This window comes from Blautia sp. JLR.GB0024, from assembly GCF_037000545.1.
Taxonomy (GTDB): Bacteria; Bacillota; Clostridia; order Lachnospirales; family Lachnospiraceae; genus Blautia; species Blautia celeris.
Map to the genome: position 1 here is coordinate 694,557 of NZ_JBANBF010000002.1, position 22,465 is coordinate 717,021.

The following is a 22,465-nucleotide window of genomic DNA, read 5'->3' on the forward strand; positions in this document are numbered from 1 at the left end:
ATTACGAAAGAGGAAAAAAAGATGATCAGAATAATTATGAGCGGCTGCAACGGCCATATGGGTCAGGTCATATCCGGACTTGTGAAGGATGACCCGGAGGCAGAGATTGTGGCAGGCATTGACCTTGTAGATAACCGTGACAACGGATATCCGGTGTTCACGAATATAAATGACTGTGATGTGCAGGCGGATGCCATGATCGATTTTTCTTCCGCCAAAGCCACGGAAGCTGTCCTGGCCTACTGTACGGCTAAGAAGCTGCCTCTGGTTCTGTGCACCACAGGGCTTAGCGAAGAGCAGCTTGCACAGGTGGCGAAGGCTTCCGAGAGCACAGCAGTGCTTCGCTCTGCCAATATGTCCCTGGGTATCAATACGCTTCTGAAGCTGGTGCAGGAGGCCGCAAAGGTTCTGGCCGGTGCCGGCTTTGATATGGAGATTGTAGAGAAGCATCACAACCAGAAGGTAGACGCGCCCAGCGGGACAGCGCTGGCACTGGCAGACAGCCTGAATGAGGCTATGGACAACCAGTACCACTATGTATATGACAGGAGCCAGACGCGCGAGAAGCGTGACGCTAAGGAAATCGGTCTGTCTGCTGTCCGCGGAGGCAGCATCGTGGGAGAACACGAGGTGATCTTCGCAGGTCCGGATGAGGTGATCGAATTCAAGCACACAGCCTATTCAAAAGCCGTATTCGGCAAAGGCGCTGTTGAGGCTGCCAAGTTCCTGAAGGGAAAAGGCCCGGGCATGTACAACATGAGCAATGTGATCAATGGATGATTTATAACGGCAGGTGTATACTGCCGCTGTTGTGGACGCATTTTTAAAATTAAATTTTGAACCGCCGTAAGACTGTACAGATGCAGTGTTGTTTTACGGCGGTTTTTCCATTTTCTCCGGTATATGCGCGCATACATAAATTCTCACGGAAACGCACATATTAATCGTGACAGTAAAAGGTGCGAGGTGCCTTTTATCGTTAAGTACAAAGAGGAAAAGGAGAAACAACCATGCGTAAGATGAAGAAACTTTTATTAAGTGTCCTTCTGGCAGGTGTACTGTGCATGACAGCCGGCTGCGGTGCCACAGACAATGGCGGCAGCAACGCAGCCACAGAGGACAGCAAAGCCGGTGACAACAAAGCCGGTGACAATAACGCCGGTGACAACAAAGCCGGTGACAACAAGGCAGACGACAACAAGAACGGAAACAAGGACGCCAATACCAATGATAACGGCGCAGCCAATGACACAGGTACAGGAAGCGGAGAGGCCGGCACAGGCGACGGCATGGTAGGCGACCTGGGAGAAGACATCAAAGACGGTGTGGAAGACCTGGGCGATGATGTGAGAAACGGAGCAGAGGATGTAGGCGATGCAGTGGAAAATAACGCTGGCAATGCCACAGACAACAATACCGGAAATAATACCAACAATACGACCACAAACACTCCGTAATCTTTGTATGCGGCAGATACACCGGGAAACCGGGTATCTGCCACTACATATAGTATATGGAAAAGTAAGGAAACAATACTCTATACAAAAAACTTATAAAGGTTAAAATTTTCTAAAAACTGTTGAACAAACGCGGGAATATTGATATAATAAGAATACATTACAGGAGTAAAGGTCCTGTAAAATACACGTTAAAGGGGTTGGACATCATGAAGTTTATTATAAGCGGAAGAAACATCGATATTACGGACGGATTAAGAAGTGCGGTAGAGGACAAGCTTGGAAAGCTGGAAAAATTCTTCACAGATGACACCGAGATTCATGTAACACTGAGCGTAGAAAAAGAACGTCAGAAAATTGAGGTGACTATTCCAGTAAAAGGTAATATCATCCGCTCTGAACAGGTGAGCAACGATATGTATGTCTCCATCGACCTGGTAGAAGAAATCATCGAAAGACAGTTACGTAAATATAGGAAAAAAATCATCGACAAAAAACAAAACGCAGGAACCTTCCAGCAGGCATTTATCGAGAAGGATTTTGAAGATGAGAACACCAATGAGATTAAGATCATCCGTACCAAGAAATTCGGATTCAAACCCATGTATCCGGAAGACGCATGTGTACAGATGGAACTTCTGGGACACAACTTCTTCGTATTTTTGAATGCTGAGACGGAAGAAGTGAATGTTGTCTATAAGAGAAAAGGAAATACTTACGGACTGATCGAGCCGGATTTTAGTGAATGATCAGTAAGTAATAAAAAGGCTTCGGAGAAATCCGAAGCCTTTTTTGACGGAAACATTGGTAAGATTATTTTGAAATATTAAATTCAGCCGTCTCCTGAGCGGTCTTAAGTTCATCATCCAATGAAGCGTTCTCCTGTATGACATTTGAAAGAGCAGTGCACATGGCATCCCTGGCATCGTAGTAGAAGGGGCTGGTTACACTGGATGGGATCTCAGAGGAATATTCAACAATTTTTTTGTAAATAGCATCATTGCCAAAAAAGTCAACAGGCTGTTCATAAATTGATGAATCCCCGGCAGGCAGCCATGTAGACAGAGCGCCTTTGGACAGGATGTCATCGTAAAGTTCCTGACTTCCTGCAAAAGTAGATTTAAAGAAATCCTGAGCCAGTTTTTTGTTTTGACATTGGGAGGTGATCGCCCATGTTGAACCGCCGTTGCTGGAATAATTAGTTGCGTTTGGTGCGCTGTCAAGGCGCGGAAGGTTGGTTACAGCCCATTTTCCTGACTGGTCTTCTTTGGCTTCAACGGAAGCTATGATCCAGCAGCCATTCATGGCGCTTGCAACAGTGCCGTTGTTGATGGAGGCAATATACTGGTCCCAGCCGGGCATTTCTTCCAGGGTTTTGTCCTTTACCATCTGTACATAGATTGACATACATTCTTTTAGGACATCATTCTGATCCAGATTCGGGCTTCCATCTTCCAGGAAGAGCGAGGCTCCGCAGGACTGCAGCATCATCATAATGATATCAGGAGTTGCGGATTTTGCCGTAAGCATAGGCTGTCCCGTCTTCTCTTTTACTATTTTAGCTTTTTCCATATAATCAGACCATGTAATATCTGTAAAATCTTCCACTGTGAATCCGGCCTGTTCCAGATAATCCGTGCGTATGCAGTTAACAGCAGTTCCGCTGTCAAAAGGGATTCCCATATTTTTTCCGTTTACTATGGAGTAAGAGGTCTTGGCTGCGGAAAACTGGGAGAAATCAATACCTGAGTCTGTTAAATCGGTAAAAATTTCGGGATAATTCTGTGCGAATTTCTGAAAAGAGGCATCCTGAATCAGGAATATGTCCGGCAGAGCGTCCAGCTCCCCTGCGTTAGCAATAGTGGTAAGTTTTGTCTCAATATCCTGGGACTCAATTTCTGTAATATCCACATGAAAACCCTCGTGTCCGTCTGCTGCGTATAATTCGGCGGCTTTGTTGATGGCGTAAATGTTAAAGTTGGGGTCCCATGTCCAGACTGTCAATGTATTGTCAGCAGAAATATCGGAAGACGTGTCTTCCGGGGTATCACTATTTGAAGTGTTTTCTTCCGGGGCGGATGACGGAGCCGGTTTTTTGCCGCAGGATGATGCTGAAAAAACCATAAGACCGGTGAGTATGACTGCGATTATTTTTCTTTTCATTGTAAAAACCTCCTATCTCTACAACAAATATCCGTTTTAAGTTATTCTGCCTCCATAACCTCTTCTAGGATCATGCACTGGCGGGGAGACATGGAAACCAGGCCTGACTTTCTGCATTCGCTTATGATGTCATAATAGAATCTATCCAGATTTACATTTACGGCTTCATTATTGTGATTCATGAGGAATGTATACTTTTTTCCTTCTTTGGCGCGGAAGGCTATTTCCACATTTTCAGGCAGGCTGTATATTGGAATGTTCAGACTGCAGCAGATGTCTGTCAGCAGTTTCCGGATAAATGCATGCTCCGGACTTGTACCAATGTAATAGGCATGTCCGTCACCATAAGCGTTGACGGTCACACATGGTGTGTCACGGTAAAAATCATCTCCGTAAAGACCAATAACGCTTGCCGTTTCCAGGCGGATGAGGTCACAGATTTCTCCGCATTCGTATCTGGAACCATCATTTAAAACGATACTGTTTTTCATATCAGGGTACATACCGTCTATCTCTTCAACCCAAAGACCAAGAATATCGCGGAAAGCACCCGGGTAGCCGCCCAGTATTACATTGTCCGTTCTGTCTGTAATACCGCTCAGGAAAGTGGTGATAAAGGTACCGCCTGTGTTTACATAGTCTTTTACTTTTTCTGAAAATGCAGGGGAACACATATAAAAACACGGTGCGGCGATCAGATCATATTTCTTGTCCATGCAGGTAGATTCACAGACGATATCTACGGATATACCCATTTCGTAAAACGCGCGGTAATATTTCAAAACCTGGTCATAATATTTCAGATGGCAGTTATGGATCGCTGACCCCTCGATGGCCCACCAGTTTTCCCAGTCAAACAGGATTGCAGCTCTGGCATCCGGCATAGCGCCCTCCACAGTATCTTTCAACCGTTCAAATTGTTCACCAAGAAGAATCAGTTCGGCTCCCATTCTGGTGTCCAGTCTTCCGCTGTGGGGAACCATGGCGCCGTGAAACTTTTCTACACCGCCTCTTGATTGTCTCCACTGGAAGAATAGGTTGCTGTCAGCGCCGTGGGCCGTACTCTGCCAGCAGATATCGGCAACTTCTCCGGGACGCTTCACAGGGCCGTAATCTTCCCAGGAGATATTGCCCGGATTTTGTTCCATCATATAAAAGGGCTGTGATTTCATGGAGCGCATCAGGTCGTGGATAAAGGCTGGTTTATACATGGGAGTATGGATCGTGGGATAGTTATCCCAGGAAATTACATCAATCGCTTTGGAAACTTCCCAGTAATCATAAGTCTTTACCAAATCAGAAAAATTGTTGGTGACGGGGAGGCTGGAGTACTTCCGTATCTCTTTTTTCTCATTTTCAATACAGGAACGGACACTGCTGCTCATAAAACGCATGTAATCAATGTACTGTCCCTGGAAACAGGCCACATCCCGCCCTGCCAGCTGGTTCTTTTTAATATCTGTGAGATAGCTGGGGGGAAGTATTTGGGAAAAATCAGTATATGTATGTCCCCAAAATGCAGTATTCCATGCAGTGTTGACAGCATCAATGTCCTCATATTTCCTTTTAAGCCAGTTGCGGAATTCCTCTGCGCAGGCCGGACAGTAGCAGTAAAAATGGTATTCGTTATTGATGTGCCACAGTTTTACGGCAGGGTGATGCCCATAACGTTTTGCTAATTCACCGGCGATCCTGGCAGAATATTTTCTGTATACGCTGCTGTTGGGACAGATCTTTTCACGGGACCCACCCTGGACTCTGCGTCCTTCAATATCCACATGCATAATATCAGGATATTTTTGTTCCAGCCAGTAAGGCATTGCTGTTGTGGGGGTTGCAAGAATAACATCAATATGTTCCTGGTATAATCTGTCAAGAATTCGATCCATCCATTCAAATTGAAATACACCGTCTTCCGGTTCCAGCTTCGGCCATGCAAAGACACCCAATGTAACGCAGTTTACATGCATTTCTTTCATGAAACGGATATCTTCCTCTATCGTTTCGGGTTCCCATTGTTCTGGATTATAGTCTCCTCCATACCACATAATTTTCTCCTCCTTTTTACGATGAAATATGATTCTTTGGTGTACCATTTATTAATTGGTATACTAAAATGATAATACCAATGAGGATAAAAATCAACCAAATATTTATAAAATATGTACCAATAGTGTGGGCAAAAAATTGTTTAATTGTAACATATAACAGTCAAAACAGAATGTGCTGTTGCTTAATATGGTACATTATTGGTATAATACTAAATAAATGACCATGTTTTGGAAATGATAGATGGAAAATGAATAAGGAGACCTTAGATGATCGATAAAGATAAAAACAAACCAATTTATAAACAATTAGTGGATGAGATTCTGGAAGATATTAAACAGGGAAGATTAAATCCTGAGGATAAACTGCCTACAGAAAGGGAATTGGCCGAACGACTGGGGATTTCCAGGGGAACAGTTAAAAAAGCATATAAGGAACTGGCTGATAACGGAGTGATCGAAGTAATACAGGGAAGCGGCTCGTATATCCATAATAATACAATAATGACTGGGAATGAGAAAAGGATGGCCGCAATTGAGCTGCTGGATGACCTTCTTGATACACTGGAAGACTGGAATTTTTCAATTTCGGAAATCCTCAATCTGATGAATATAAGCCTTGCAAAGAGGGAGGGAGGAAACGGAGGACTGCGTGTGGCAGTGATTGACTGTAATGCGGAGTCACTGGAAATCTTCAAAAAGCAGCTTCTTTACATACCGGATATCAGCATATCGGCTTTTTTAGTGGAGACAATTCTGCTGGATGATAACCCGCAGGCACTGCTGTCCAGTTATGATTTGATTCTAACGACAACCACACATTATGAACAGGTGGCGGAGCACATTGGAGAACAGAAAAATATTCTGGTGAAGGTCGCCGTAGCACCCAGCAGAGATACCATCGTGAATATTTCCAGACTGGATCCTTCTTCATCCGTTGGTATTTTCTGCAGAACCAATAAGTTTGCACAGATTATTACAGATCAGCTTGCTTATTTCCTGCCAAAACTGAAATCTGTCAGCACCCACTTTGAGAACACCTTGTCCGTGGAGGCAGACGGCATGCTGCTGGGACAATATGATGCCATTGTCATTAATCCTGATTCCATATTGCTGGAACAGCGGATAACAGACGGGCTGCTGGAACAGTATATTGCGAAAGGCGGAAAGGTCATACCGTTCCACTATTTGATTGACAATGGCAGTCTGATTTATCTGGAGGAGCGGATAACGGCAGTCCTGAAAGAAAAGCATTTGGGCCGGGACATGGAGCAGTCCCATTGAGCACCCGCTTTTTTTTGTTGTTTTCAAAGAAAGAAAGTGTTACAATGTAAAGTAATGTGGAATAATATCCACGAAAATAGGTTTCCCTAATTTACGGAAAATCTGTTGCAGTCTGAAAATTGGAAAATTAGGAGCATAAAACATGAGTTTAGTTCAAAAAATGTTTGGAACCCACAGCGAGAGGGAATTAAAGCGTATTACTTCCACTGTGGACAAAATCGAAGCTCTGCGCCCCACCATGCAGGCGTTAAGTGACGACGAGCTGCGCGGTAAGACCAGAGAATATAAAAAACGTCTGGAAGAGGGAGAGACACTGGATGACCTGCTGCCGGAAGCATTTGCCACGGTGAGAGAAGCTGCAAAACGTGTGCTGAACATGGAGCACTACAGAGTGCAGCTCATCGGCGGTATCATTCTTCATCAGGGCCGTATAGCCGAGATGAAGACCGGTGAAGGTAAGACCCTTGTCTCCACACTTCCCGCATATTTGAATGCGCTGGAAGGCAAAGGCGTACACATTGTAACCGTCAACGATTACCTGGCACACCGTGATGCGGAGTGGATGGGCAAGGTGCATGAGTTCCTGGGACTGACCGTAGGTGTGGTTCTGAACTCCATGAAAAATGACGAGAGACGTACCCAGTATGCATGTGATATCACGTATGTGACCAACAACGAGCTGGGATTTGACTACCTTCGTGACAATATGGTGATCTACAAAGAACAGCTTGTACAGAGAGATCTGCACTATGCCATCATCGATGAGGTTGACTCCGTGCTGATTGATGAGGCCAGAACACCTCTTATTATTTCCGGACAGAGCGGAAAGTCTACCCGTCTCTACGAAGTCTGTGATATTCTGGCAAAACAGCTGGAGCGCGGTGAGGCCAGCGGGGAAATGACGAAGATGACAGCCATCATGGGTGAGGAGATCATCGAGACCGGAGACTTCATTGTCAATGAGAAGGACAAGATCGTCAACCTGACTGAGCAGGGTGTCCACAAAGTGGAGAAATTCTTCAGCATTGAAAACCTGGCTGACCCGGAGAACCTGGAGATCCAGCATAATATTATTCTTGCACTTCGTGCCCACAACCTTATGTTCCGCGACCAGGACTATGTGGTAAAAGATGACGAGGTCCTGATCGTAGATGAGTTCACAGGACGTATCATGCCGGGACGCCGTTATTCAGACGGTCTTCACCAGGCGATTGAAGCGAAAGAGCATGTGAAGGTGAGAAGAGAGAGCAAGACACTTGCCACTATTACCTTCCAGAACTTCTTTAATAAATACAACAAAAAATCCGGTATGACCGGTACTGCCCTCACGGAGGAAAAAGAGTTCCGTGACATTTACGGCATGGACGTTATTGAGATCCCCACCAACAGACCGGTGGCCCGTATCGACAATGACGATGCTGTTTATATGACTAAGAAAGAAAAATTCAATGCCGTTGTGGAGGCCATCAAGGAAGCCCATGCCAAAAAGCAGCCGGTGCTTGTGGGTACCATCACAATCGAGACCTCCGAGCTTTTAAGCCGCATGCTGAAACGCGAAGGCATCCAGCACCAGGTATTGAACGCCAAGTTCCATGAGATGGAGGCTGAGATCGTAGCCCATGCCGGTGAGGCGGGTACGGTTACCATTGCCACCAATATGGCCGGCCGTGGTACGGATATTAAGCTGGACGATGTGTCCAGAGAGGCAGGCGGTCTGAAGATCATCGGTACAGAGCGCCATGAGTCAAGACGAATTGACAACCAGTTACGAGGCCGTTCCGGACGTCAGGGAGACCCGGGTGAATCCCGCTTTTACATTTCCCTGGAAGATGATTTGATGCGTCTGTTCGGTTCCGAGAAGCTGATGTCCGTGTTCAAATCCCTGGGCGTTGCGGAAAATGAACAGATTGAGCACAAAATGCTCTCCAGTGCCATCGAGAAAGCACAGAAGAAGATCGAGGGCAACAACTACGGAATCCGTAAGAACCTGCTGGAATATGACCAGGTTAACAACGAGCAGCGTGAGATTATTTACAAAGAGAGACGCCGGGTTCTGGACGGAGAAAACATGAGGGAATCCATCTACAAGATGATCACCGATACCGTGGAACACGCGGTTGACATGTGTATCTCCGATGACCTGGATTCTGAAGAATGGGATCTGGGAGAACTGGACAGCGTTCTTCTTCCCACAATTCCGCTGGAGCCGATCACAAAAGAGAAAGTAAAAGGTCTGAAGAAGAACCAGTTAAAACAGAATCTCAAAGAAGAGGCAGTCAAGCTCTACGAGGAGAAAGAGGCAGAGTTCCCGGAACCGGAGCAGCTTCGTGAACTGGAGCGTGTCATCCTTCTGAAGGTGATCGACCAGAAATGGATGGACCACATTGATGATATGGACCAGCTCCGCCAGGGTATCGGCCTGCAGGCATACGGCCAGCGCGATCCAAAGGTAGAGTACAAGATGCAGGCTTATGAAATGTTTGACACCATGATTTCCGCTATTCAGGAGACCACCCTGCGTCTGCTGTACCACGTAAGGATCGAGCAGAAAGTGGAGAGAGAGCAGGTTGCCCAGGTGACAGGTACCAACAAGGACGAATCAGGTCCTAAGAAACCGGTGCAGCGCGCAGAGAAAAAGGTATATCCAAATGATCCCTGCCCCTGCGGAAGCGGTAAGAAATACAAACAGTGCTGCGGCAGAAAGCCGGTTTAAACAGTACGCACAAAAGACCACAGTAAGATACGGGGCTGTTACATCCGGAAATTATCCGGGTTGCAACGGCCCCGGTATATGTCAGCACACGGGTATGTATGAAATACATCCTATGTGAGCAGGAAGGTGAGAAAATGGGACAGATGGTGGATTTCACCATGGAGCGCGAGGGTCTGGTAAAACCCGGCGACCGCGTAGAGCTGAAGGAAGACAGGGCCAGCACCATGTCGGGTATGATGTATTATTATACCATCAAGGATGCCATTGCCATGTCCAGTAATCTGAAACGGCCGCTCACAAAGCTTGCAGGCACTGTGCGCAGGGTCGAACAGCAGGTATCCATTTACATGGTGACTGTGGAGATCGACGAAGAATAAAATCTAAAAAAATATTCACAGAAAGAGGTGAAGCTAAATGGTAGAATTAGACCAGTTCAAATATACTTTGAACAACTACACAGGACCATTAGTGGAAGTGAGGGATTCACTTTAACCTGGCTAATAAGGAAAAGCGGGTTGAAGAATTAGAGAGGGAAATGGAGGCACCGGATTTCTGGGATAACCCGGAGCGGTCCCAGAAGATGATGAAGGAGCTGAGCACCCTCAAAGAAGATATAGAGATTTATAACAAGCTCCAGAACCAGAAGGAAGAGATCGAGTTGATGATCGAGATGGGATACGAGGAGAACGATGCCTCTGTCATCCCTGATATCCAGGAAATGCTGGATGAATTTATCACAGATTTTGAAAATATCCGTGTGAAAACACTGCTGTCCGGAGAATATGACAAGGACAATGCTATTGTCACCCTTCACGCAGGTGCAGGCGGAACCGAGTCCTGTGACTGGGCCAGCATGCTGTACCGTATGTATATGAAGTGGGCTGACCGTCACGGTTTCAGTACAGAAGTGCTGGACTATTTGGACGGCGACGAGGCCGGGATCAAGTCCGTAACCTTCCAGGTCAACGGCGAAAATGCTTACGGTTATTTGAAGTCCGAGAAGGGCGTACACCGCCTTGTCCGTATCTCACCCTTCAATGCGGCAGGAAAACGGCAGACTTCCTTTGTGTCCTGCGATGTGATGCCGGATATTGAGGAGGATGTGGACGTTGAGATCAAGGATGATGATCTGAGGATAGACACCTACCGCTCCAGCGGTGCAGGCGGACAGCATATCAATAAGACCTCTTCCGCCATACGAATCACCCACCTTCCCACAGGAATCGTGGTGCAGTGCCAGAATGAGCGGTCACAGTTCCAGAATAAAGACAAGGCTATGCAGATGCTGAAAGCAAAGCTGTATCTCCTGAAGCAGCAGGAGCAGGAACAGAAGCTCTCCGGCATCCAGGGTGAACTGTCTGATATCGGCTGGGGCAGCCAGATTCGTTCCTATGTCATGCAGCCGTACACCATGGTAAAAGACCACCGTACAAACGAGGAATCCGGCAATGTGGATGCGGTTATGAATGGTGCCATTGATAACTTTATCAATGCTTATTTGAAGTGGATTGCCTTGGGAAATAAGAAAAACAGTTGATAAAATTGCCTGAATGTGCTAATATCTTTTGGAGACATACAAATGTATTTCAAGAACAAACAAAGGGGAAGAAAATGTCGGACAATAAAAGGTATTTTGTAGTAACAGAAAAAGCAGTGCCGGAAGTCCTCCTGAAAGTAGTGGAAGCCAAGAAACTACTGGAATCCAAGAGGTCTGTTACGGTGCAGGAAGCAGTGGAAGCTGTGGGTATCAGCAGAAGTTCCTTTTATAAATATAAGGATGATATCTTTCCTTTTAAAGAGAAAACCAAAGGACAGAACATTACATTCATACTTCAGATGGATGACGAACCCGGGCTGCTCTCTGCGGTCCTGAAGACCATTGCCCAGTATCACGGCAACATTCTGACCGTTCACCAGAGTATTCCGATCAACGGGATTGCCAGTCTGACCATCAGCGTGGAAATCCTGCCCACACAGGGGGATGCGGAGACCATGGTGGATGAAATAGAGCACATTGAGGGCGTACATTATCTGAAAATCTTAGGCAGGGAGTAGAAGCATGATACAGATAGCAGTATTAGGATACGGAACCGTAGGTTCAGGAGTAGTGGAAGTTATCAACACCAATCATGAGAGCATCAACAAAAAGGCCGGCGAGGAGATCAACATCAAATACGTGCTGGATCTCAGAGAATTCCCGGGAGACCCGGTGGAAGATGTTCTTGTGCATGATTATGAGACGATCATCAATGACCCGGAAGTACAGATCATCGTTGAGGTTATGGGAGGCGTGGAGCCTGCTTATACCTTTACAAAGCGTGCGCTGGAGGCAGGAAAATGTGTCTGCACCTCCAACAAGGAGCTGGTTGCAAGACACGGACTGGAGCTTCTGGAAATCGCCAGAGAAAAGGACATCAACTATTTGTTTGAGGCAAGCTGCGGCGGCGGGATCCCCATTATCCGTCCACTGAACTCTTCTCTGACAGCGGACGAGATTGACGAGATTTCCGGTATTTTAAATGGAACCACCAACTATATCCTCACCAAAATGGCAGAGGAGAATGCTGACTTTGAGGATGTGCTGAAAGAAGCGCAGGAGAAAGGATATGCAGAGCGCAATCCGGAAGCGGATGTGGAAGGCTATGACGCCTGCAGGAAGATTGCGATTCTCTCCTCACTGGCATTCGGATGCCATGTGGATTACGAGGACATTTATACAGAGGGAATCACCAGAATCACTGTGGAGGATGTAAAATATGCCAAAGGTCTTGGTATGAGCATCAAGCTTCTGGCAACCAGCAAGAGGGAAGACGGCAGATTCTATGCCATGGTAAGCCCGGTGCTTGTAGGCCAGGACAGTCCGCTCTACAGCGTAAACGGTGTATTCAACGCCATCTTCATACACGGCAATGTGCTGGGTGACGCCATGTTCTACGGCAGCGGCGCAGGCAAGCTCCCCACTGCAAGTGCAGTGGTGGGCGATGTGGTTGACTGTGCAAAGCATCTGCACAGAAATATCATGATGAGCTGGAGCAGCAAACGTCTGGAACTGATGGACATCAAGGATGTGGAGCATCCCTTCTTTGTCCGCATCAAGGGCAGCATGACAGGCGATATCGGCAGCGTGGAAGAAGTATTCGGAAAAGTGAAGACTGTGGGCGTGCCTGACGTTGCAGGTGAATTCGGTTTTGTCACGGCTCCCATGAGCGAGGCGGAATTCGAAGAAAAGGCTGCCGGGCTTCCGGATATCATCACAAGAATCCGTATGCGTGCATAGAGGTGTTAAAAATGAAATACGTTTTAATGTTAGGTGACGGTATGGCAGATGAGCCCCTGGAGGAACTGGGCGGCAGGACACCTCTGGCCTATGCCAATACTCCGGCAATGGATGAACTGGCATCCATGTCGGAGATCGGTATGGTGAAAACCGTACCGGAGGGCATGAATCCCGGAAGTGATACAGCTAACCTGTCAGTTCTGGGCTATGACCCGAAAGTATATTATTCAGGACGTTCTCCTCTGGAGGCGCTGAATATCGGTGTGGATATGAAGGACGGGGATGTTGCCATCCGTGCCAACATTGTCACACTCTCCGAGGAAGAGGAGAACTACGAGGACAAGAGGATATTAGACCACAGCTCCGATGAGATCAGCACAGAGGATGCCGCAGTGTTACTGGAAGCGGTAAAAAAAGAACTGCAGAATGAGATTTTCCAGTTCTATGTGGGAACCAGCTACCGCCACTGCCTGATCTGGGCAAAAGGCGATGTGGTGCCTCTGACACCGCCCCATGATATCCGCGGAAAAGAGATCAAAGAGTACCTGCCCAAAGAGCAGCAGCTTCTGGATATGCAGAAAAAGAGTTACGAGATCCTGGCCCGTCACCCGCTCAATGAAGAGCGGAGGAAAAAAGGCCTGAATCCGGCAAACAGCCTGTGGTTCTGGGGTGCAGGAACAAAACCTGCTTTGTCTCCCTTTGAGGAGAAATTCCACAAAAAGGGCGCCATGATCTCTGCGGTTGACCTGCTGAAGGGAATCGCTGTGGGCACGGATATGTACAACATAACCGTGGAAGGTGCCAACGGCGGCCTGCATACCAATTATGAAGGAAAAGCCCAGGCGGCTGTGGACGCACTGCTGAAAGAGGGATATGATTTTGCATATATCCATGTGGAGGCTCCCGATGAGATGGGCCATCAGGGCAGTGTGGAAAAGAAAATAAAAGCAATCGAATACCTGGATGCAAGAGTGATCGCCCCGGTAAAAGCAGCGCTGGACGCTTCCGGCGAGGCTTACCGCATGTTGATCCTCCCGGACCATCCGACACCAATCTGTGTGAAGACACATACATCGAACCCGGTTCCTTATCTTCTGTATGACAGCCGGAGACAAGAGTCTCATGACTGGAAATATAATGAAGAAGAAGCCATGGCGGGGGGAAAACTGGTGGAAAAAGGGCATGAGCTGATGGGATATTTGTTTGAATACTGATGAGAATATTTGGCGGAATTACGGCTGTTTAGTCGTGTTTCCGCCATTTTTAATATGTTGTTATTTATGGTGTCGATGCAGGAAAGATTAGATTGTGGATGAGAGAAAAATGAAGTATAATAAAGCAAATAAATGGGTAACTGTTGAGCGCATTTACAGTTACGAGTATAAATCCATATAAAATCATATGAATTGGATAAAATAGAAATATCAATTATAAATTAGATATAGAAAATGGGAGGTGGCAGCAATGGATTTCATTTCGGGTGTCTATATAAGAAGCTTTAGAGGAATTAAGTCTTTGAAATTAGAAAATCTGGCACAAATTAATATATTGACTGGAGATAATAACTGTGGGAAAACCAGTGTTTTGGAAGTACTCAGAAGTTTTGAAGAACCTGGAAGCTTTCGGACCTGGCGTTCCATGATCAGGAAAGAGACAAGGTATACTATTGGATGGGGAATATCATACTATGAGGGATTTTATGATTTGTTCGATATTAATTCATCAGAAAAAGCAGTAGATTATATAATTGAAACAGGAAGTGAGAGGGTAAATATTGAATTGACTGCAGTCGAGACAGAAGAAGAATTTACAGAGGAGGAATATAGTCAATTACAGGGACTTTCTGCATCTAAAGAATATAAAGAAGAAAATCTAACGGAAAATCTGCAGATTGTACCAAAATTGGAAATGAAGATAAAGATCAATGGTAAAGTAGCGGAACAGGATGTCCTGTATGAGGGACAAAGAAGATATATGCCTGTTAGGAAGAAGGATTCAGAAAACTATAGTGAACGCAGGAATATTGTATATATTGCTCCATTTAGTCATACGGACAGTATTATTTTTTTAGACCAGGTATTAAATAATCCCGAATTGTACGAAGAGATGCTGACAGTATTGAGAGAATTTGATGATAACATAGTAAGTATCAATTATAGTATTGATGACAGCAGAGGGGCTGCCAGAGGTGTATATAAAATATTGACAAAATCGCTGGAAAAGGCATTGCCGCTTAATATGTACGGGGATGGCATGAAAAAGGCAGTATTACTAATGAGTGCGGTGATTCGTGCGAAAAATGGTGTGTTATTGTTAGATGAATTTGAGACTGCGATTCATACCTCAGCCATGGATAAGGTATTTAAATGGATCCTGGAAAATTGTATGAAGTTAAATGTGCAGGTTTTTTTGACATCTCACAGTAAAGAGGCGATTGATAAAATGTTGAAATGCGCTCCGGACATAAGAAAGGATATGGCAGTGTATACGCTCTATAAAGAAGGTGCAGAGACATCAGTCCGAAGGTTGTCAGCAGAAAAAGCAATTGAAGTTCAGGATGAAATGGGGTTGGAGCTAAGATAAGATGAAGAGCATAATTTTGTGTGAGGGGTCTACGGATTTTGTCCTATTGCAATACTTTATGAGAAAAGTATATGGATGGGAAGATAAAAAGACGAATGAGCAGGCAAGAAGTAAATATATCAGATATATCCGCACTATGTTTAAAGATGCTGACAGTCTGAGTATCGGCGGATGTGGAGGTTCCAACAGGATACTGCCGGGGTTTGATCATATAATGGAATACAATAGCCTATCAGCAGAATCGGAGTCGTATGATAAGGTTGTTATAATTACAGACCGTGATGAATGTGAGACAGAAAGAGTCTTTATAGAAAAATTAGAAAAAATTCTGCAGGAAAGAAATATGAAAGCGCAGGAGTGTGTAAATAATAAATGGGTTGGTTGTCTGTACAAAAATGGGCACGGTAAAGAATGCGTGTTTTCTTTATTGATTTTGGTAATCCCTTTTGAGGAAACCGGAGCAATGGAGACCTTTTTAGTAAATGCAATTTCACAAAATAATAGCTATGATGCTGGTATAATAGAAAATTGTAACACCTTTGTAAGTAATATTGATAAAGAAAAAAGATATTTAACAAAACGCCGTTATATAACAAAGGCAAAGTTTGATGTTTATTTTTCAGTCAGGACTGCTGCGGAACAATTTATGGAACGTCAGAATATTTTGAAAAATATTGAATGGGAAAAATACATAAAGATACAGAAAGATTTTGAAAAATTAGGAGATTTGTAGGAAACATATGTTTTTGTCAGCCATCCCAACTTTTATAGGAGTGGGATGGCTTTTATTATATTAGACCTATGGGGGTTAATCCCTCTCAAACCCATTCTGCCTGTAACACACCACAAATAACCCAACAGCCAGCACAGCCTCCACCACCATGATCACAACACTCCCCGCCTGCAGCACACTGCCTTTATCAGCGGCAATATCCATGATCATATCCATAAGTATCCCGGTAAAGAAGAATTTGGAAATGGTGGACAGAATTTCAATAAAATTGGAGAACATGGGAACCATCATGAGTACCAGCAGGACCGGTGTGGTGATCGTACCCGCACTCACCTGGTTTTTGGCAAAAATACCAAGCAGCATACCGATGATACAACTGATCAGAGAAGATAAGATTGTCACCACGGAATACAGCACCAGGTTTTTACCGCTGATAATATAACCGCTGACCGGCATCAGCACATAGTTCAGAATGACAGTTGCCGCGAACACAGGCAGGATGCAGCCGATGAAATACTCCATTCCGTTTACAGAGGAGGTCATCAGGACCCGGAGTGTTTTCTTTTCCTTTTCCTCGGCCAGCAGCAGGCTGGTACAATATATGCCGCACATACCGATGTTCATCACCAGTCCCATGCTCAGCGCATAGGCATTCATGGACTCGGCAGAGGAGCCTCCGTTTGCCATCTTTCCATAGAGGATACGCATCAGCAATGTGAAGCCCAGTGCGAATAACGGCATGATGATGCAGTTTTTTCCCATAAATGCCTTTGTCTTTACCTGGGCAATGGCCATGATCTTGTTCATATGTAAAGTCTTCATGATAACTCCCTCCCTGTGACATTTAAGAATACGCTTTCCAGTGTCGGCTCGCAGGAGTGCAGTGTTTCCACCTGGTTCTCTGTCATCCAATTATGGATCCGGCCTATGTTCTCTTCGTTCTGTTCCAGCAGATGTTCCGTTCCGTCATGCAGCCGCACTGCGTATTTTTTGATTTTATTATGTTTGAGGCAGATGTCTTTCGGCGTGCCGTATTCTACGATAACGCCTTCGTTTAGCAGTGCCACATGGTCACACATTTTTGTGGCTTCCTCCATATTGTGGGTGGTCAGGAAAATAGCCATGCCCTGTCTTTTTAATTCCAGCAGCATTTTATGTATCTCTATGGCTGTGGACGGGTCCAGGCCTGAGGTGGGTTCATCCAGAAACAGTACCCTGGGGCTGTGCAGCACGGCTCTTGCCAGAACAAGACGCTGGGTCTGGCCTTTAGAAAGCTTGCCTGCAGGCTTGTTTTTCTGTTCGTACAGGCCAACCTGTCTGAGCACTTCGTCAATCCTATCCTTTTTTACTCTCAGTATTTTTGCGAAATGCTCCAGATTTTTATAGACTGTCAGATATTCATAGATTCCGCTGTTGTCTGTGACGATTCCAATCTGTTCGTAAATGGTTTCATCGATGTCCCTGGAATTGATCCCCAGGATATAGGCTTCGCCGGAGGTCTGTTTTAACTGTCCGGTGATGATTTTTATGGTGGTGGTTTTGCCGGCACCGCTGGGTCCGAGAAATCCCAGGATTTCGCCTTCATGCAGCCTGGCATCAATGTTTTTCAGCACAGGTTCTGTTTTATACTTTTTTGAAATGTGTTCCAGTCTGATATATTCTCTACTCATATGGGTTCCTCCTTGTTTTCTGTTCCGAGAATATCATTTCCGGAGGAGGATTTGTCCTTTCCTTCCTAAATGGTATCCGCTGCTTCCCAAACGGCAGAACTGTGCTGATTCCGCAAAAAAAGAACGCACGATCAATTCATGCGTCCCAGTAATTTTGACTTTTCTTTTCTTGATACTGCGCAGATCTCTCCGCCCACTGTGACGGTATTGTGCCGCAGGTCTACCTTCTCGATTTTATCGATTGCCACCAGGTAAGAGCGGTGGATTTTCATAAACCGGTCATCCAGCTCTTTTTCAATATCGCTCAGACTTCCCAAAAACTCCATTCGTTCATGTTTTCCATGCAGAATCACAAAATGCGGTTTGGAGGAAGTTTCAAAGAAATAAATATCCTTAAGCGGAACATGCCGGATGGTATCGCCTGTCTTAAAGGTATAGTATTCCACCGGGTCAGCTTTTTCTTTTACAAGTCGGCTCTGGATGGAGGACAGGCAGCGGGCAATGGAGGCGGAAAGCCCGTCTGTCATGTCTTTTACAATATAGTCAAAGGCCTCCACATGATACTGAAAGGTCTTGTAAGCCAGATCACCGAAGCTTGTGATATAGATAATGGTGCCATTGGGGTCAAGCTCCCGAATCTTCTTTCCGAGAAGAAAACCGTCATATTCCGGATGCTTCAAATCCACATCTAGAAAGTAAATATTTCGTTTGTCCTGCATCTGTCTCAGTTCCTCCAGCAGGACAACCGGACTGTCGCAGCTTTGTGCTATCTGCATGTCATACTGCATGATGAGTATTTGGTTCTCAATATGTCTGGCTATCTCCTTACGGATTCTATCGTCATCATCGCATAACAATATCTGAATCATGAATCATATCCTCCAATTCTGATCTCCTGGTAAAAACGTCCGCTTTTGCAGAATGCGGCGCAGCTCACATTCTGATACTGCTGTGTGATCTCCTGATAACTGTAAAGTCCCAGTCCACGGCCTTTTCCTTTTGTGGAATATCCTTTTTGAGAAATACGGTTCATGTCAATCTCCCCGGATATTGGGTTGCTGATAAGGAAAACCACCTGGTGATTCTGGGCGGTGAGTATGATGTCAATGTCCCCGCGGGTTTCTTTCACCGCTTCTATGGCATTGTCAGTCAGAATGCCCACACAGCGCAGAAGATCCTGGAGTTTCATGTGGCAGCTTCTGACAGGATACAGAACCTCCACATGGCAGGGAATGTTAAGAGCGTGCATCTGGGAGATTTTTGTCATGAGCAGGCTTTTTAATTCTATGATTTCAATATTCATCATCTGGTTGGCAGACTGTATTTTGGCACCAATGCTCTGATCAAATTCGTCCAGCATGTTGTGCATATACCGCTCCAGCGCCTCTGTTTTTCCCTCTTTTATGTCAAGATACATGCCTGACATCATATTTTTAAAATCGTGGCGGTACAGGCGCACATCTTTCTGGATTTCCTCTAAGTTCTGAATATAGGCGGTCTGCTGGGCAATGATGCTCTGCTGTGCCTTTTCATTTTCATCATGAATGATGTTTTTGGTAAGATAGCGGAAAAATGCGGCGGACAAAAACAGCAGACCAAGTCCCACAACCGCCAGCGTGTTGTTATAATCCAGATGAAGGATTGAAAATATAAGAAGAATATGCGGCGAACCGGACAGAAGGAATCCGATCAGCGCTGCCATAACGCAGTACCGTTTCTTTTTCAGGCAGCGTTCAATGAAGGAACAGGCATCTATTTTCGTGATTATTTTTCCTATAAAATAGGTGAAGATAATCAGCAGTGTGATGGAGATGCACTGGTTTTCCAGGGAACCCAGTGCGTACTGCTTCGGAATGAAAAAGAAAGTGATCAGATACGTCTGGTAGTAAATAAAATATGCAAAGGTCCCGGCAATGGCCGTTTTCGCAATATTGCGCTCAATGACCAGATAAATGGAGATCAGATTGAACAGCAACGCTGTCATATCCAGGAAATAAGACAATATTGTGATCGGTATAAAAGTAAAGATCTGTCCGGCAGCCCCAAGATAAACCATGGGGGAAACAAGCAGGTCCAGGATGAGAGCAGCAAGCAGAAGCTTTGGCCAGGGGACTCTGCGCCCGAGTATTCTGCAGCTCAGATAATGGATGACAACCTCCGTAAAATAGCTGGCTGCAGTGTAAATCATGATTGCGTATATCATATGTATGTTCCTTATATAATTATTTGCTTATCCAGATTCAAGTATATCTGTCAAGATTCAAAGCGTCAATATGTTTTTTATTCTGCTGTCTAGGCCCCTTCCCTGCCCATTTGCCAAACAGCGGATTTTGTTATATACAAACCTTGTGGTATACTATAAATATACATAACAAGACACGGAGGATAGCCATGAGATCCAAAATATTAGTTGTAGAAGACGAGGCGGCGATCAACGATTTGATTTGCCTGAGCCTGGAAACCGCGGGATATGAAACGGTATCCTTCCGGGATGGAGGGAAGGCCGGAGTGTTTCTGGAGGATTGCCATGCAGAAGACTGCGATCTGGCACTGCTGGATATCATGCTGCCGGGAAGGGATGGGTTTGAACTTCTGCCCCTCTGCAGACAGAGAAAAATACCGGTTATATTTCTCACTGCCAAGGGGGAGATAAACAATAAAGTGAAGGGCCTGAGAGAAGGTGCCGAGGATTACATAGTAAAGCCCTTTGAAATCCTGGAACTGCTGGTGAGAATAGAAAAGATCCTGGAGCGCTGCCACAAGAAGGAGGATGAGATCCATATGGGCGGTGTGATCATCTATCCCAGGGAGCGCAGAGTGGTAAGGGACGGCGGGGAAGTAGTCTTAAAACCTATGGAGTTTGACTGTATGATGCTGTTTGTGAAAAATAAAAACATTGCGCTTACCAGGGATCAGATACTGAATGAGCTGTGGGGCATCCGTTTTGAAGGGGAGACCAGGACCGTGGATGTCCATGTGGCCAGAATCCGCAAAAAACTGGGGTGGCAGGATATCATCAGGACAGTTCCCAGAATCGGTTACCGGCTGGAGGTGACAGAGTGAAGATTCGGACAAAAATCTGTCTGGTCTGTGTGGCTGCCATGCTGGTTATGTCTCAGTGTTACTCTGCATTTATGCTCCATGTCTCTTTGAAGACTCAGCTTGCGCAGATTTATGCGTATGAGAGCAATACGTTTCATAACAAGCTGAAAGAACTGGATACCCGTATGCGGAATTTTGGTATTGCTGAGACGGACACTGAGATACAGGAGAAAATCATGCAGGATGGCATCAGGCACTATCTGGGACTGGAATATGCGGTTTACCGGGACGGAGAGGAAATATACAACCCCACGCCATATGATTTCGGGAAAAACGGCGACAGCTATCCCTCCTATTATGAAGTACAGATAGACGGGCGCTATCTTTTGATCATGGGCAGCACATACGATCCCGGTGGGGAAAATACCTACGACATTTGGCATTTTAATGATGTGACAGGCATCCATGAAAACAGTTGGAAAATGTTTCTGAAAGGACTGGCAGCCGCATTTCTTTTAACCGCTGTTATTGCGGCGGGCATGGTGTTGGTCATCCGTGTCATTCTGCATCCTCTGTACAGTCTGAGAGATTCGGCAAATGAAATCGCGGGAGGAAATTACGCGTTCCGTATACCAATAAAAAAGATGGATGAGGTGGGGGAGATCAGCGGGAATTTCAACCGCATGGCAGAGAAAATTGAGGAGCATGTGGAGACATTATCCGATACCAATGAGAAACAGAGGCAGCTTCTCGGCAGCCTGGCGCATGAGCTGAAGACGCCCATGACGGCAATCATCGGATATTCTGACATTCTCCTGAAAATGAGCCTTTCGGAACAACAGAAGGAAAAAGCCCTGCAGTATATCGGAAGTGAATCCAGACGTCTGTCCAGGCTCTCCGCCAAAATGCTGGAACTTACAGGTCTGTATGAGGAGGAGCCCGAAAGTCTGGAAATGAGGCATACATCTGTAAAAGTGCTGCTGGAACGGGCAGAAGCTCTCATATCCTTCCGCCTGCAGGAGAGGGCACAGATATTGGAAATCCGCCTGGCAGATGATGCACTGTGTCATGATATGGATGAAGATCTGATGACCAGCCTTCTTCTGAATTTGCTGGACAATGCCTGCAAGGCATCTGATGAGGGACAGAAAATATATCTGGAAGCGGACAGCCGGGGAATCTATGTGAGTGACTGCGGTATCGGCATTCCCGAGGAGGAGCTGACAAAAGTAGAGGATGCCTTTTATATGGTGGACAAATCAAGAGCCAGGGCGTCAGGAGGTTCCGGCCTGGGACTTGCCCTCTGCAGAAGGATCGCAGAGCTGCACCATGCGGAAATGAGGATAGAGAGCAGGCAGGGAGAAGGGACAAAAGTCAGCATTTTGTGGAAATAAGCAGAGATTGTAACTATTCAGCCAGCTGAATCGTTACGGGTATTCGCCCATTAAAAATCGCTTCGCGATGGGGCGAATACCTGCCGCCACTACTCTTTTGC

General features: G+C 45.7%; 20 protein-coding genes. 14 read left to right on the plus strand and 6 right to left on the minus strand.

Annotated features, from left to right (window positions below; translation table 11 throughout):
* Positions 1-21: 21 nt before the first annotated feature.
* The 3 genes from dapB to hpf all read left to right on the plus strand — a co-directional run bounded on the left by dapB (position 22) and on the right by hpf (position 2,206).
* Positions 22-780, plus strand: a complete 759-nt coding sequence (gene dapB / locus V8Q34_RS07205; protein ID WP_033139083.1) for a 4-hydroxy-tetrahydrodipicolinate reductase — start codon at positions 22-24, stop codon at positions 778-780.
* Between the two features lie 230 nt (positions 781-1,010).
* Positions 1,011-1,457 (plus strand): hypothetical protein, encoded by a 447-nt coding sequence (locus tag V8Q34_RS07210; RefSeq protein WP_335835147.1) that lies wholly within the window; start codon positions 1,011-1,013, stop codon positions 1,455-1,457.
* 209 nt (positions 1,458-1,666) lie between these two features.
* Positions 1,667-2,206 (plus strand): ribosome hibernation-promoting factor, HPF/YfiA family, encoded by a 540-nt coding sequence (hpf, locus tag V8Q34_RS07215; RefSeq protein WP_033139286.1) that lies wholly within the window; start codon positions 1,667-1,669, stop codon positions 2,204-2,206.
* A gap of 64 nt (positions 2,207-2,270) precedes the next feature.
* Here hpf and V8Q34_RS07220 read toward each other — a convergent pair whose 3' ends face one another.
* Positions 2,271-3,620, minus strand: coding sequence for an ABC transporter substrate-binding protein (locus tag V8Q34_RS07220; protein WP_335835148.1), 1,350 nt, complete (start codon positions 3,618-3,620; stop codon positions 2,271-2,273).
* Between the two features lie 41 nt (positions 3,621-3,661).
* Positions 3,662-5,668 carry a beta-galactosidase gene (locus V8Q34_RS07225; RefSeq protein ID WP_335835149.1) on the minus strand — a complete coding sequence of 669 codons (2,007 nt, stop codon included), beginning with the start codon at positions 5,666-5,668 and terminating at the stop codon, positions 3,662-3,664.
* Positions 5,669-5,938: 270 nt separating this feature from the next.
* On the opposite strand from V8Q34_RS07225, the gene V8Q34_RS07230 reads away from it, so the two are divergent.
* The 9 genes from V8Q34_RS07230 to V8Q34_RS07270 all read left to right on the plus strand — a co-directional run bounded on the left by V8Q34_RS07230 (position 5,939) and on the right by V8Q34_RS07270 (position 16,258).
* Positions 5,939-6,952, plus strand: coding sequence for a GntR family transcriptional regulator (locus V8Q34_RS07230; RefSeq protein WP_033139283.1), 1,014 nt, complete (start codon positions 5,939-5,941; stop codon positions 6,950-6,952).
* Positions 6,953-7,094: 142 nt separating this feature from the next.
* The gene (secA, locus tag V8Q34_RS07235) at positions 7,095-9,665 is read left to right on the plus strand and encodes a preprotein translocase subunit SecA (RefSeq protein ID WP_103731365.1); all 2,571 of its coding nucleotides are present in this window, start codon (positions 7,095-7,097) and stop codon (positions 9,663-9,665) included.
* 134 nt (positions 9,666-9,799) lie between these two features.
* A complete protein-coding gene (locus tag V8Q34_RS07240; RefSeq protein WP_033139281.1) occupies positions 9,800-10,042 on the plus strand; it encodes a hypothetical protein in 243 nt (80 codons plus the stop codon).
* 37 nt (positions 10,043-10,079) lie between these two features.
* A protein-coding gene (gene prfB / locus V8Q34_RS07245) for a peptide chain release factor 2 (RefSeq protein WP_103731364.1) occupies positions 10,080-11,202 on the plus strand; the annotation gives its coding sequence in 2 pieces (ribosomal slippage) (positions 10,080-10,154 and positions 10,156-11,202; 1,122 coding nt in all).
* A gap of 74 nt (positions 11,203-11,276) precedes the next feature.
* Positions 11,277-11,720: an ACT domain-containing protein gene (locus V8Q34_RS07250; protein WP_033139279.1), complete on the plus strand. Its 444-nt coding sequence runs from the start codon at positions 11,277-11,279 to the stop codon at positions 11,718-11,720.
* A gap of 4 nt (positions 11,721-11,724) precedes the next feature.
* Complete coding sequence (locus tag V8Q34_RS07255; protein ID WP_033139278.1) at positions 11,725-12,942, plus strand: homoserine dehydrogenase; 1,218 nt, start codon at positions 11,725-11,727, stop codon at positions 12,940-12,942.
* Between the two features lie 11 nt (positions 12,943-12,953).
* A complete protein-coding gene (locus V8Q34_RS07260; protein ID WP_227209977.1) occupies positions 12,954-14,156 on the plus strand; it encodes a cofactor-independent phosphoglycerate mutase in 1,203 nt (400 codons plus the stop codon).
* Positions 14,157-14,406: 250 nt separating this feature from the next.
* Positions 14,407-15,525, plus strand: a complete 1,119-nt coding sequence (locus V8Q34_RS07265) for an AAA family ATPase (protein WP_227209978.1) — start codon at positions 14,407-14,409, stop codon at positions 15,523-15,525.
* A 1-nt stretch (position 15,526) separates the two neighbouring features.
* Positions 15,527-16,258: a DUF3226 domain-containing protein gene (locus V8Q34_RS07270; protein WP_227209979.1), complete on the plus strand. Its 732-nt coding sequence runs from the start codon at positions 15,527-15,529 to the stop codon at positions 16,256-16,258.
* Positions 16,259-16,333: 75 nt separating this feature from the next.
* Here the strand turns inward: V8Q34_RS07270 and V8Q34_RS07275 are convergent, their stop codons facing one another.
* The 4 genes from V8Q34_RS07275 to V8Q34_RS07290 form a co-directional block, all read right to left on the minus strand.
* Complete coding sequence (locus tag V8Q34_RS07275) at positions 16,334-17,080, minus strand: ABC transporter permease (RefSeq protein ID WP_033139275.1); 747 nt, start codon at positions 17,078-17,080, stop codon at positions 16,334-16,336.
* A complete protein-coding gene (locus tag V8Q34_RS07280; RefSeq protein ID WP_227209980.1) occupies positions 17,077-17,928 on the minus strand; it encodes an ABC transporter ATP-binding protein in 852 nt (283 codons plus the stop codon). The genes V8Q34_RS07275 and V8Q34_RS07280 overlap by 4 nt, the downstream gene beginning before the upstream one ends.
* 131 nt (positions 17,929-18,059) lie before the next feature.
* Positions 18,060-18,797 (minus strand): LytR/AlgR family response regulator transcription factor, encoded by a 738-nt coding sequence (locus V8Q34_RS07285; RefSeq protein WP_033139273.1) that lies wholly within the window; start codon positions 18,795-18,797, stop codon positions 18,060-18,062.
* Positions 18,794-20,131, minus strand: a complete 1,338-nt coding sequence (locus tag V8Q34_RS07290; protein ID WP_227209981.1) for a sensor histidine kinase — start codon at positions 20,129-20,131, stop codon at positions 18,794-18,796. Before V8Q34_RS07290 ends, V8Q34_RS07285 begins: the two co-directional genes overlap by 4 nt.
* Before the next feature lie 188 nt (positions 20,132-20,319).
* Here V8Q34_RS07290 and V8Q34_RS07295 point away from each other — a divergent pair, with 188 nt between their 5' ends.
* Both V8Q34_RS07295 and V8Q34_RS07300 read left to right on the plus strand, forming a co-directional pair.
* Complete coding sequence (locus V8Q34_RS07295) at positions 20,320-20,991, plus strand: response regulator transcription factor (RefSeq protein WP_033139272.1); 672 nt, start codon at positions 20,320-20,322, stop codon at positions 20,989-20,991.
* A complete protein-coding gene (locus V8Q34_RS07300) occupies positions 20,988-22,364 on the plus strand; it encodes a sensor histidine kinase (protein WP_227209982.1) in 1,377 nt (458 codons plus the stop codon). Before V8Q34_RS07295 ends, V8Q34_RS07300 begins: the two co-directional genes overlap by 4 nt.
* The last annotated feature ends 101 nt before the right edge of the window (positions 22,365-22,465 follow it).

Bases quoted from the DNA above. Each gene is read 5' to 3' on its own strand.
- V8Q34_RS07230 (WP_033139283.1), top strand. From the start codon at position 5,939: ATGATCGATAAAGATAAAAACAAACCAATTTATAAACAATTAGTGGAT.
- V8Q34_RS07275 (WP_033139275.1), bottom strand. From the start codon at position 17,080: ATGAAGACTTTACATATGAACAAGATCATGGCCATTGCCCAGGTAAAG.
- V8Q34_RS07250 (WP_033139279.1), top strand. From the start codon at position 11,277: ATGTCGGACAATAAAAGGTATTTTGTAGTAACAGAAAAAGCAGTGCCG.
- hpf (WP_033139286.1), top strand. From the start codon at position 1,667: ATGAAGTTTATTATAAGCGGAAGAAACATCGATATTACGGACGGATTA.
- V8Q34_RS07270 (WP_227209979.1), top strand. From the start codon at position 15,527: ATGAAGAGCATAATTTTGTGTGAGGGGTCTACGGATTTTGTCCTATTG.
- V8Q34_RS07295 (WP_033139272.1), top strand. From the start codon at position 20,320: ATGAGATCCAAAATATTAGTTGTAGAAGACGAGGCGGCGATCAACGAT.
- V8Q34_RS07285 (WP_033139273.1), bottom strand. From the start codon at position 18,797: ATGATTCAGATATTGTTATGCGATGATGACGATAGAATCCGTAAGGAG.
- V8Q34_RS07220 (WP_335835148.1), bottom strand. From the start codon at position 3,620: ATGAAAAGAAAAATAATCGCAGTCATACTCACCGGTCTTATGGTTTTT.
- V8Q34_RS07280 (WP_227209980.1), bottom strand. From the start codon at position 17,928: ATGAGTAGAGAATATATCAGACTGGAACACATTTCAAAAAAGTATAAA.
- V8Q34_RS07240 (WP_033139281.1), top strand. From the start codon at position 9,800: ATGGGACAGATGGTGGATTTCACCATGGAGCGCGAGGGTCTGGTAAAA.
- dapB (WP_033139083.1), top strand. From the start codon at position 22: ATGATCAGAATAATTATGAGCGGCTGCAACGGCCATATGGGTCAGGTC.
- secA (WP_103731365.1), top strand. From the start codon at position 7,095: ATGAGTTTAGTTCAAAAAATGTTTGGAACCCACAGCGAGAGGGAATTA.
- V8Q34_RS07290 (WP_227209981.1), bottom strand. From the start codon at position 20,131: ATGATATACGCAATCATGATTTACACTGCAGCCAGCTATTTTACGGAG.
- V8Q34_RS07255 (WP_033139278.1), top strand. From the start codon at position 11,725: ATGATACAGATAGCAGTATTAGGATACGGAACCGTAGGTTCAGGAGTA.
- V8Q34_RS07225 (WP_335835149.1), bottom strand. From the start codon at position 5,668: ATGTGGTATGGAGGAGACTATAATCCAGAACAATGGGAACCCGAAACG.
- V8Q34_RS07210 (WP_335835147.1), top strand. From the start codon at position 1,011: ATGCGTAAGATGAAGAAACTTTTATTAAGTGTCCTTCTGGCAGGTGTA.
- V8Q34_RS07260 (WP_227209977.1), top strand. From the start codon at position 12,954: ATGAAATACGTTTTAATGTTAGGTGACGGTATGGCAGATGAGCCCCTG.
- V8Q34_RS07265 (WP_227209978.1), top strand. From the start codon at position 14,407: ATGGATTTCATTTCGGGTGTCTATATAAGAAGCTTTAGAGGAATTAAG.